Source organism: Pseudoclavibacter sp. RFBJ3, from assembly GCF_002931375.1.
Taxonomy (GTDB): Bacteria; Actinomycetota; Actinomycetes; order Actinomycetales; family Microbacteriaceae; genus Pseudoclavibacter.
The window spans coordinates 20504-30197 of record NZ_PSXZ01000029.1 but is presented as its reverse complement, the minus strand read 5'-3'; the positions used below and the strand labels follow the sequence as shown (position 1 = coordinate 30197).

Below are 9694 nucleotides of genomic sequence, written 5' to 3'. Positions count from 1 at the left end.
GCCTCGCCCCTGCCACCGCCCCCTCCCATCCCCAACCGCAAAGTTGTGGCCCGTTGCTGCTCCCAGTGCCGGGAACAGCAACGGGCCACAACGATCTGGGGCGCCGCGATGGCGTGAGCTCCACGGTGCGCGGACTACACGGCCGCGGGGCCCGACTCGCCCGTGCGCACGCGGACGACGTGGCTGACATCCGTCACCCACACCTTCCCGTCGCCGACGTTGCCGGTGCGGGCCGCCTCGACCACGACGTCCAGAGCCTTCTCGAGCGTCTCGTCGGCGACCAGCACCTCGACACGCGTCTTGGCGCGGAACGAGACCTTCACGGCCTGCCCGCGGTAGAACTCGGTGAGGCCCTTCTGGTGGCCGTGCCCCTCCACCTCGGTAATCGTGAGGCCCGTGAAGCCTGCGGCCTCGAGAGCATCCTTCACATCGTCGACCTTCGTCGGCTGGATCACTGCGGTCACGAGCTTCATCGGCGTGCGCTCCTCTTCTGTGCTGGCGTTGTCTGTGCGTTCTGGTCGTGGGGGTCGCGCGTCGACTGCGTGTTCTGATCGCGCGGGGTGAACTCGGACCTGCCGAGCGCACCGGAGCGGCCTGTCTCCATCATGGTCAACGTGCCTCGAACTCGTACGCGCTCTCGGCGTGGATACCGCGGTCGAGACCAACTGACTCCACCTCGTCGGGCACGCGGATCGGCACGATCTTGTTCATGACCCACGCGATCAGGTACGTGACGACGAACGCGTAGACGCACGTGACGACGATGGCGACGAGCTCACGCCACAGGAGGCTCGGGTCTCCGCCGAAGAAGAGGCCCGCGATGCCAGCCGGTGCCGCGGCCGCGCCGAGGAACACCACGAACAGGGCCCCGACGATGCCGCCGATGCCGTGCACCGAGAACGCGTCGAGCGCGTCGTCGACCTTGGCACGGTTCTTCCAGCTGATGCAGAGCGCCACCACGGCACCCGTGATGAAGCCGAGGGCCAGCGCGCCGAGCGGGGTGACGGCGTCCGCTGCCGGGGTGATGCCGACAAGGCCCGAGATCATGCCCGTCGCCATGCCGAGCGTCGTGGCGTGCTTGTCGCGGATGCGCTCGATGAGCAGGTAGCCCAATGCGCCGGTCAGCGCGGACAGGGTCGTCGTGAGCACCACGTAGCCGGCGAGGAAGTTCGCGCCTGCGGCCGTTCCGCCGTTGAAGCCGATCCAGCCGAAGAAGAGGAGGCCGGCGCCGAGAAGGACGAGCGGCATGTTGTGCGGGCGGAGCTCCGTGTTCTTGCGGCGGCCGAGCACGAGGGCGAGGGCCACAGCCGAAGCTCCGGCGTTCATGTGCACCGCCGTGCCACCCGCGTAGTCGTGCAGGCCGAGGACGTTGCGCATCCACCCGCCGACCGTCTCGCCGTCGTCGCTCGTGAACGCGAAGACCCAGTGGGCGAGGGGTGCGTAGACGAGGATCGTCCACAGTGCGGCGAAGACCAGCCACGCCCAGTACTTCATGCGCCCAGCCGCACCGGATGCGACGATCGCGATGCTGATGGCGGCGAACAGGATGTAGAAGGCACCCCAGTAGGCGTCGACGGCGATGATGTCGCCCTCGGACGAGTCCGTCATGAACGACTCCATGCCGACGAACGCGAGCGGGTCACCGATGATTCCGGCGCCCCCCACCGAGTTTCCGAGCACCATCCCGTGCACGAACAGCACGTAGATGACGGCGACCACGGCCATCGAGCCGAAGACCATCATGGCCATGTTGAGCATGTTCTTGCTGTTGAGCATTCCTCCGTAGAAGAACGAGATTCCGGGGAACATCAGGAGGACGAGTCCGAATGCGGCGAGCATCCAGGCGAGATCGGCAGCGGGCATACATGGCTCCTTGTGTTGGGGTCATGGAGGGAGATGGCGTGCGGGATGCACGGGTGGAGCAGTCTGGGGAGCGGGCGGCTCGCGGGCGCGCAGCTCATGATGGGGCTTTGGGCCTCGGGTGCGCGGCGGCGGTCAGCGGACCACAGCCGCGAGGGTCAGTCGATGAGCCAGGTCGGGGAGGCCAGGAACCGGTCGGCGGTGAACAGTGCGGCGTCGATGACGCCACCGCCCTGCAGGTCCGGCGGGAGTGCCTCATCGCGGTGGGTCGTGCTCCAGCCGAGCATCGTGAGCGTGCGCACCATGGAGAGGGCGCAGCCGAGCTCGAGCTGCGCATCCGTCAGTCGTCCCTCGGATCGATACCCATCGATCCAGTTGCGGGCCATGACGCGTGCCTCGGGCTTGTGCTCCTGGAAGGTGAGCGCGGAGGCGAAGTCGTAGAGGAACCAGCTGAAGCCGGAGTCGTCGAAGTCGATGACGATCAGCCGCTCGCCGTCCCGGATCACGTTGGTGGGGCGCAGGTCGGAGTGCACGAGCCCCCAGTCCTGCCAGCCAGCTGGCGCGGCCTGCACGAGGCTGAGGGCCGACATCTCGGCGCGCTCCAGCTGATCGAGCTGCGACGGCGTCAGCGAGGCGCGGCGCCAGTCGCCCCACCTCGCGGTCGAGCCGAGGAGGTCGGGGAGACCCCACGTGAACCGGTCGAACCCCGCCGGTCGCCGCCAGCTGCGCGCGTGGTCGTGGAGGCGGGCCGTGATCTGCCCGAGCTCCGTGAACCACGGCGTCGCGTCCTCGACGTCCTGCAGGATCGAGCCGCGAACATGCTCGAAGTACACCGCCTTGAGGGCCATCCCGTCGGGCGACGGGATGCTCTGCGTCACCTGTCCGTCGGCGCCCGGGATGGGAGACGGGACCTCCGCGCATCCCGAGTCGCGGATCGCCTCGACCCACAGCATCTCCGAGCGGAGCTGGCCCTCACCCTCCTGGTAGCCGGGCTGCTGCAGGCGAACGACACCGATCGGCTGGCCCGCCAGCTCGACGAGGTACGACGCGTTCTCGGAGACGGAGATGAGCTTCGTCGCGGCCTCGGGCGGGAGCCCGAACGCTGCGAGCATCCCGTCGTGCAGCCAGGCGGGAGCCGATTCCCCCTTGACGAGGGCGTCGAAGACGCGCAGCCCCGAGACGGGTTGCTTGAGCGTTGCCTCGATCATGGTCGTCTCCTCGGGCTGGGGCGATTCGTGCAGCGGATGCACGGATCGCGGCGGCTCTGGTGTGTGCCGGCTGAGTGCGGGGTGATCCATGTCTAGGTGCTGATTCGCTCAAGATGAGCGATGTACGGGCACTCGTTACACACGATTTACCAGGAGGAAACAGTGTGCTCGACTGGGCCGGACAGGATCGAAGCGCCGACCGGGCGAAGTGCGCCCGCGGGAGAGGACACGTCACGTGAGCAGATCGACGATCATGGACGGCAACAGCTACCGGGTGGGGGAGTCCTCAGCGGCGGCCGAGACCGAGGCCATGGTCGAGCGGCGAACACGGCTCCTCGGACCCTCCTACCGCCTCTTCTACTCGAACCCCGTCCACCTCGTTCGGGGCAGCGGCACGTACCTCTACGACAACGACGGCGTCGAGTACCTCGACATGTACAACAACGTCGCGAGCCTCGGCCACGCGCATCCGCGGGTCGTGGCGGCGATGGCGGCGCAGGCTGGCACCCTCAACACCCACACCCGCTACCTGCACGAGGCGATCCTCGACTACACGGAGGACCTGCTCTCGACGATGCCGGCGGAGATCGGCCAGGTCATGTACCAGTGCACGGGGTCGGAGGCGAACGACCTCGCCCTGCGCGTCGCCGCCGCGTACACCGGCGGCAGCGGCGTCATCGTCACGAGCGAGGCGTACCACGGCACCTCTGGACTGACCTCGGGCGTCTCCCCGGCGCTCGGCAGCGGGCAGACGCTCGGGCTCGAGGTGCGCACCGTGCCGGGGCCGGACACCTACCGAACCGCCCCCGAGCTCGTCGGCGAGAAGCTCGCCGCCGACATCCGCTCGGCCATCGCCGACCTCGCCAGGCACGGGGTGAAGTTCTCGGCCTTCCTCGCCGACTCCGTCTTCTCGTCCGATGGCGTCGCCGCCGACCCGAGCGGTTTCCTCAAGCCGGCGTTCGACGCCGTGCACGAGGCCGGCGGCGTGTGGATCGCCGACGAGGTGCAGCCGGGCTTCGGTCGCCTCGGACCCCGCATGTGGGGCTTCGCGAGGCACGACATCGTGCCCGACATCGTCACCATGGGGAAGCCCATGGGCAACGGCATCCCCGTCTCCGGCATGGCCGCGCGCCCCGAGGTGCTCGAGCCCTTCGCCACGGACATCCCGTACTTCAACACGTTCGGCGGGAACCCGGTCGCGATCTCCGCCGCGCAGGCGGTGCTCGATGTGCTGCGCGACGAAGGGCTGCCGGAACGTGCGGCGAGCGTCGGCGACCAGCTGCGCGCCGCGATCCGCTCGGTTGGGGATGCGCGCATCGGCGACGTCCGCGGCGCCGGGCAGTTCACGGGCGTCGAGATCGTCTCCGACACATCCAGCAAGGAAGCCGACGGGGTGACAGCGCTCGCGCTCGTCAACGCGCTGCGCGAGCACCGCGTGCTCACCTCGACGGCAGGTCCCAGCAACAACGTGCTCAAGGTTCGGCCGCCCCTGTCGTTCCAGGAGCACGACATCGACCGGTTCACGGATGCGCTCGCCGCGGCGCTCGCGGACGTGCCGGTGCGCTGAGGCGAGGGCGCGCGGTCGCGGACTCGGACTGCGGTCGCCGCTGCCTGCCCCCGATCTGCCCTCCCCCGCGCTGTCTGACCAACTTCAGTGCTCATCCGGGGCCTGGCCGGCTTTGAGGAGCGTTTTCAGCCGAATGAGCACTGAAGTTGGTCAGGCGCGGCGGGCATCGCGGCGGGCATCGCGGCCGGCGAGGCGTGTCGGCGTAGGGCCCGCCCGGTAGAGTCCACGGCATGCGGGGGAGCGAGGGGTGAGCGGCGGTCTGGTCGGCGCACTCATCGGCCTCGCCGTCATCGACTCGCTGAACCTGTCGACGATCGCGGTTGTCATCCTCATCCTGCTCACCGTTCAGCGACCCGTCCCGACGGGCTGGGTCTACGCGGCGGGCGCAGCGGTCGCCTTCTTCGGGCTGACGATGCTCGTGTACTTCGGGGCGAGCTTCGCCGGGACGCTCGTCGACGACCTCGCCACGTGGATGCGCCGCATCATCTTCCTCGGCTTCGGGATCCTGTTCGTCGTCTTCGGGGTGCGGCGCTTCCGAACTCGCGAGCGCCGCGGCTACCCGCTGCTGCGCTGGGTGAATCCGGCCACCGCGTTTCCGCTCGGGGTCGTCGCGACGGTCGCGGATCTGCCGAACGCGTTCCCGATGTTCTTTGCCGTGGAGCGCCTCATCGACGCCGAGGTCTCCGCCCCGACGGCGGTTGCGGCGCTCGCGGCCTACACGGTGATCTACGCGGTGCCGACCGTGATCGCGCTTGTGCTCGGAGTCCTGTTCAAGGATCGCCCCCGGGAGCGCTTCCGCGAGGTCTACGCCCGTCTCACGACCGGGGAGGTGAAGACGAGCCGCAAGATGGCGACGCTGCACTTCGCGCTCGCGGCTGGCTGCTTCGCGGTCGCGCTGTTCTTGGTCTGAAACTCACGCGCGGTCGCTGACTCGGCACATAGCGAGGCGTAGCATCGGACGGAACCCCACTTCCGGGTTCGCGGCGCTTCGCGTCGCCCGATGACGCCGGGCTGTCCCTCCGCCCGGAGAGAGGCAGCGCCATGAAAGCACTGCAGTACCGCGCGATCGGCTCGCGCCCAGAACTCGTCGAGATCGACACCCCGACGCCTGCCGCCGGCGAGATCCTGCTCAAGGTGACGGCCGCTGGAGCCTGCCACTCGGACGAGTTCATCATGGGCGCCTCGGCCGAGGACTACTACTTCAAGCCGCTCCCGCTCACGCTCGGCCACGAGGTCGCGGGCGTCGTCGAGGCGATCGGCAGCGGCGTCCACGACGTCGAGATCGGCGAATCGGTCATCGTCTACGGGCCGTGGGGATGCGGCCGGTGCTACCACTGCGCAAGCGGAGCCGAGCAGAACTGCGAGAAGGGGATGCGCGCACCTGGCATCTTCAGCGACGGCGGCATGGCTGAGTACATGATCGTCGACGATGCCAGGCACCTGGTGCCGATCGGCGACCTCGACCCGGTCAAGAACGTGTCGCTCACCGACGCCGGCCTCACCCCGTACCGCGCCGTGAAGTCGGCGCTCCCGAAGCTCGTCCCCGGCTCGACTGCGGTGGTCATCGGGTCCGGCGGTCTCGGCCACGTCGCCATCCAGCTGCTCAAGGCGCTCTCCGCGGCGACGGTCGTCGTGCTCGATGTCGGCGAGCCGCAGCTCGAGCTGGCCCGCACCGTCGGCGCGGACCACACGTTCCTGTCCAACCCGGATGCCGTCCCCGCAGTCAAGGACCTCACCCGCGGCCTGGGCGCGACGGTGGTCTTCGACTTCGTCGGCATCCAGCCGACGGCTGACCTGTCCGCGAAGATGGTCGCGGCCGCCGGATCCGTCGTGGTCGTCGGCGTCGCGAGCGGCGCCGTGCCGATCGGTCAGACCACGGTGCCGCTCGACGTCACCGGCCGCGCCATCAACTGGGGCTCCAGGACGGAGCTCATGGAGGTCGTCGAGCTCGCGAAGCGCGGGGCCATCAACATCCACGTCGAGCAGTTCTCCCTCGACGAGGCAACCACCGCCTACGAGAAGCTGCACGCTGGCGAGATCCGCGGTCGCGCGGTCATCGTCCCGTAGTCCTCGTCTGACGGTCACCGGCCCGCCGGTCAGTCTGCCTGCCTGGCTGTCGCACCTCCCGGAGACCTGGGGTTTGCGCATGCTTGCTGAGCAACGAGCATGCGCAACCCCCAGGTCTGCGACTGGATGAGGAGTGCTGCAAGCAGGGTGAGGCTGGGGGTGCCGTCCGTTAGTACGCGACGCCGAAGCGGGCGCGGCGGTGGGTGGGCGTGTCGATCTCGGCGACGATCGCCGTCGCGAAGTCGGCACCGGAGATGTTCGAGTCGCCGTTCGCGTCGGTGAGGAGCACGTCGCCGCCGATGCGGTACTCGCCGGTCGCCTCGCCCGGCGCCCAGGCGCCGAACGCGGCGGCAGGGCTCACGTAGAACCAGTCGAGCTCGGGGGCGGATGCGCGCAGGTCGTCGAGCACGCCCGCCATCTCGGAGGCCTCGGGCTTCACCGCATCCGGGAAGCCCTCCGTGTCGAAGAGCCTCGGGCCGCCCTCGGCGACGAACAGCGAGCCGGCGCCGCCGATGACACCGAAGCGCACCCCCTTCGAAGCCGCGAGCTCGGCGGCCTTCGCGAGGAGTCCCCGGGTGCGTCCCTCGAGTTCGCCGCGGGGTGCCAGTGCAGAGACGACGACCTCCGCGCCGTCGATCGCGTGCTCCAGCGTGCCGTCCTCGAGCACGCTGCCGTTGACGTATGAGACGCCCTCGATCGGCTCCGCGGGACGCGAACGGCTGAACGAGGTGACCTCGTGGCCAGCGGCGGCTGCCGCCCGGACGAGGTGGCTGCCGGCGTATCCGGTCCCGCCGAGGATGGTGATCTTGGCCATGATGGTCCTTTCGTCGCGGCGGCCGTTTCAGCCGCCGAAGGTCACCGTAGGAGACCGACTGCGGGGAGGGGAAGAAGGCACTTTGCGGGGAGTCGGTTACCGCGAAGTGCCCTTTGTGCACCTCTTGAGTCTCCGCTGGTGACTGGGTAACCTGTGGATACTCCGAGGAAGGGTGGACCATGTCCGAGCCGCTGTGGGACCCGTACGTCCGTGACTGCCCGTCGCGGCGACTGCTGGATCGGATCGGCGATCGCTGGACGGTGCTGGTCGTCGGCACGCTGCACGACGGGCCGAAGCGATTCTCGGAGATCCAGGCGGCCGTCGATGGCGTCTCGCAGAAGATGCTCACCCAGACGCTCCGCGGCCTCGAACGTGATGGCCTCGTCACGCGCACCGTCTTCCCGCAGGTGCCGCCCCGTGTCGACTACGAGCTGACGGAGGTCGGCCGCAGCCTGCTCGGTCCGCTCCGCATCCTCACCGACTGGGCTGCCGAGCACATGTCCGACGTCGGGGATGCCCAGCTCCGGTACGACGAGAGCAGGGCGGCATGAGCGAATCACGCGTCGATCGCATCGCGGTGACCGGCAGCACGGGCGCTGTCGGCGGACGCGTCGCCAGGCAGCTCGCGGATGTGGGAGCACCGCAGCTCCTCCTCGCGCGCACGCCGGCGAAGGCGCCCCAGCTGCCCGGCTGCGTCGTCGCGCCCTTCAGCTACGCGGATCGTGCCGCATCGACGGCCGCCCTGCGCGGCGTCCACACGCTCTTCATGGTGTCGGCGTCCGAGAGCGAGACACGGCTCGACGAGCATCGCGCGTTCATCGACGCGGCGGCAGACGCCGGGGTCGAGCACGTCGTCTACACGTCGTTCTTCGGGGCATCGCCGGACTCGACCTTCACGCTGGCGCGAGACCACTTCGCGACGGAGGAGCACCTCAAGGCGTCGGGGATGGCGTGGACGTTCCTGCGCGACAATTTCTACATGGACGTCATGCCCATGTTCGTTGGCGACGACGGCGTGCTGCGCGGCCCCGCGGGAGACGGACGTGTGTCGATCGTGAGCCGCGCCGACGTCGCCGCGGTCGCATCGAGCGTGCTGCTCGCGCCGGATGCGCACCAGGGTGCGACGTACGACCTGACGGGACCTGAGGCCCTCAGCGCGGCCGAGATCGCGGACGCGATCGCGCTCGCCAGCGGCACCGCCGTCACGTTCCACGACGAAACGCTCGAGGAGGCGTACGAGTCGCGGGCGAAGTGGGGCGCGCCGCCTTGGCAGAACGATGCCTGGGTGAGCACGTACACGGCGATCGCGAGCGGTGAGCTGTCGAGGGTCTCGGTCGACGTCGAACGGGTCACGGGCAGGGCCCCCGTCTCGTTCGCCGAGTACCTTGCGAGAGCGTAGCCGAGGGCACCGATCGCCGAACCCCCGAGTGCGCTGATCGTCGGGCGCGTGATCACGGACGAGCTCGCGGGATCATCCGTGACGAGGTTCGCGTCGGGCACAGAACTCCGGTCGGCGGCTGACCAACATCAGTGCAGATTCGGCCCGCTGGGCCAAGTTGCGCTCGGTTTCGGGCGATTTTGCACTGATGCTGGTCAGGGAGGCGGCGCCGCGGGGGTGGCAGTAGCGGTCTGGGGTTCGGTTTCGGGCTCGGGCTCCGTCCTCGGCTCCGCTCGTCGGCGATCCGGGCGCCGGGGTCGCGCTGGCTGCGCGGCGTGTCAGCTCTTCGTGAGGTCCTGAGCGAGCATCACGATGATGCCGCTCGGCCCCCGCAGGTAGGTGAGCCTGTACACGTCCTGGTAGTTCGCGACGCCACGAAGCGGGTGGCAGCCGTGCCTGGCGGCGATCGCGAGCGAGGCGTCGAGGTCGTCGACGGAGAACGCCACGCGGTGCATGCCGATCTCGTTGGGCAGCGTCGGCTCGGTCTCGATGGCCTCTGGGTTGAGGTACTCGAAGAGCTCGAGTTGTCCGTGTCCGTCCGGTGTCTGCAGCACGGCGATCTTCGCGTGGTTCCCGTCGAGGCCGACGGCCGTGGACGCCCACTCGCCGCTCACCTCGTCGCGGCCGAGCACAGTCAGGCCGAGGTCGGTGAAGAAGGCGATGGTCGCTTCGAGGTCACGGACGGCGATGCCGACATTCTCGAGTCTGATGGGCATGGTCCGCATGCTACTCAGCTTTGC

At 69.1% G+C, this 9694-nt stretch carries 10 protein-coding genes; 5 read left to right on the top strand and 5 right to left on the bottom strand.

Annotated elements, in window-relative coordinates:
- Window positions 1–134 precede the first annotated feature (134 nt).
- The 3 genes from C5E07_RS18640 to C5E07_RS18630 all read right to left on the bottom strand — a co-directional run bounded on the left by C5E07_RS18640 (window position 135) and on the right by C5E07_RS18630 (window position 3068).
- The gene (locus C5E07_RS18640) at window positions 135–473 is read right to left on the bottom strand and encodes a P-II family nitrogen regulator (protein ID WP_104244561.1); all 339 of its coding nucleotides are present in this window, start codon (window positions 471–473) and stop codon (window positions 135–137) included.
- Window positions 474–609: 136 nt separating this feature from the next.
- Complete coding sequence (locus tag C5E07_RS18635; protein WP_104301531.1) at window positions 610–1863, bottom strand: ammonium transporter; 1254 nt, start codon at window positions 1861–1863, stop codon at window positions 610–612.
- A 155-nt stretch (window positions 1864–2018) separates the two neighbouring features.
- Window positions 2019–3068, bottom strand: coding sequence for a phosphotransferase enzyme family protein (locus C5E07_RS18630; RefSeq protein WP_181058187.1), 1050 nt, complete (start codon window positions 3066–3068; stop codon window positions 2019–2021).
- 235 nt (window positions 3069–3303) lie between these two features.
- On the opposite strand from C5E07_RS18630, the gene C5E07_RS18625 reads away from it, so the two are divergent.
- From C5E07_RS18625 to C5E07_RS18615, 3 genes are all read left to right on the top strand, one after another.
- A complete protein-coding gene (locus C5E07_RS18625) occupies window positions 3304–4635 on the top strand; it encodes an aspartate aminotransferase family protein (protein ID WP_219820139.1) in 1332 nt (443 codons plus the stop codon).
- Between the two features lie 247 nt (window positions 4636–4882).
- Complete coding sequence (locus C5E07_RS18620; protein WP_104301525.1) at window positions 4883–5545, top strand: GAP family protein; 663 nt, start codon at window positions 4883–4885, stop codon at window positions 5543–5545.
- A gap of 131 nt (window positions 5546–5676) precedes the next feature.
- A complete protein-coding gene (locus tag C5E07_RS18615) occupies window positions 5677–6702 on the top strand; it encodes an NAD(P)-dependent alcohol dehydrogenase (protein ID WP_104301523.1) in 1026 nt (341 codons plus the stop codon).
- Between the two features lie 169 nt (window positions 6703–6871).
- Here the strand turns inward: C5E07_RS18615 and C5E07_RS18610 are convergent, their stop codons facing one another.
- Window positions 6872–7516, bottom strand: a complete 645-nt coding sequence (locus C5E07_RS18610; protein WP_104301521.1) for an NAD(P)-dependent oxidoreductase — start codon at window positions 7514–7516, stop codon at window positions 6872–6874.
- Window positions 7517–7695: 179 nt separating this feature from the next.
- On the opposite strand from C5E07_RS18610, the gene C5E07_RS18605 reads away from it, so the two are divergent.
- Window positions 7696–8067: a helix-turn-helix domain-containing protein gene (locus C5E07_RS18605; protein WP_104244573.1), complete on the top strand. Its 372-nt coding sequence runs from the start codon at window positions 7696–7698 to the stop codon at window positions 8065–8067.
- On the top strand, window positions 8064–8915 hold the full coding sequence (locus C5E07_RS18600) for an SDR family oxidoreductase (RefSeq protein WP_104301519.1): 852 nt from the start codon (window positions 8064–8066) through the stop codon (window positions 8913–8915). The genes C5E07_RS18605 and C5E07_RS18600 overlap by 4 nt, the downstream gene beginning before the upstream one ends.
- 317 nt (window positions 8916–9232) lie before the next feature.
- Here C5E07_RS18600 and C5E07_RS18595 read toward each other — a convergent pair whose 3' ends face one another.
- Complete coding sequence (locus tag C5E07_RS18595) at window positions 9233–9670, bottom strand: VOC family protein (RefSeq protein WP_104301535.1); 438 nt, start codon at window positions 9668–9670, stop codon at window positions 9233–9235.
- Window positions 9671–9694 lie beyond the last annotated feature (24 nt).

Excerpts from the sequence above, each read along its gene's own strand:
- C5E07_RS18605 (WP_104244573.1), top strand. The coding sequence starts at position 7,696 with ATGTCCGAGCCGCTGTGGGACCCGTACGTCCGTGACTGCCCGTCGCGG.
- C5E07_RS18595 (WP_104301535.1), bottom strand. The coding sequence starts at position 9,670 with ATGCCCATCAGACTCGAGAATGTCGGCATCGCCGTCCGTGACCTCGAA.
- C5E07_RS18610 (WP_104301521.1), bottom strand. The coding sequence starts at position 7,516 with ATGGCCAAGATCACCATCCTCGGCGGGACCGGATACGCCGGCAGCCAC.
- C5E07_RS18600 (WP_104301519.1), top strand. The coding sequence starts at position 8,064 with ATGAGCGAATCACGCGTCGATCGCATCGCGGTGACCGGCAGCACGGGC.
- C5E07_RS18630 (WP_181058187.1), bottom strand. The coding sequence starts at position 3,068 with ATGATCGAGGCAACGCTCAAGCAACCCGTCTCGGGGCTGCGCGTCTTC.
- C5E07_RS18635 (WP_104301531.1), bottom strand. The coding sequence starts at position 1,863 with ATGCCCGCTGCCGATCTCGCCTGGATGCTCGCCGCATTCGGACTCGTC.
- C5E07_RS18640 (WP_104244561.1), bottom strand. The coding sequence starts at position 473 with ATGAAGCTCGTGACCGCAGTGATCCAGCCGACGAAGGTCGACGATGTG.
- C5E07_RS18615 (WP_104301523.1), top strand. The coding sequence starts at position 5,677 with ATGAAAGCACTGCAGTACCGCGCGATCGGCTCGCGCCCAGAACTCGTC.